Source organism: Leifsonia sp. SIMBA_070, assembly GCF_046534635.1.
GTDB lineage: Bacteria > Actinomycetota > Actinomycetes > Actinomycetales > Microbacteriaceae > Leifsonia.
The window spans coordinates 1-239 of the sequence record NZ_JAWRYK010000878.1; the positions used below are offsets into that span (position 1 = coordinate 1).

General features: G+C 62.8%; 1 protein-coding gene. It reads right to left on the reverse strand.

The features are described from left to right. Nucleotides 1-239: Gfo/Idh/MocA family oxidoreductase (locus SB754_RS22735; RefSeq protein ID WP_410784532.1), on the reverse strand; the 239-nt coding region annotated here is incomplete at both ends.

Genomic DNA, 239 nt, shown 5'->3' on the forward strand with positions numbered 1-239 from the left:
GTCGCGACTTCCACATGGGCTGCCGGAATGGTGAGGTTGACGATAATCTCGACGTCGGGGTGGTTCAGGGCCGCGTCGACGCCGCCGGATTCGCCGATGCCGAACTCCGCCGCACGTGCGGCTGCCACATCCTCGAAAAGATCCGCCACGATGTGCACCTTCACGTCCGGAAAGGACGTGAGGTTGGTGAGGTATTCCTTGCTGATGACACCGGCGCCGATGATTCCGACGCCGACAGG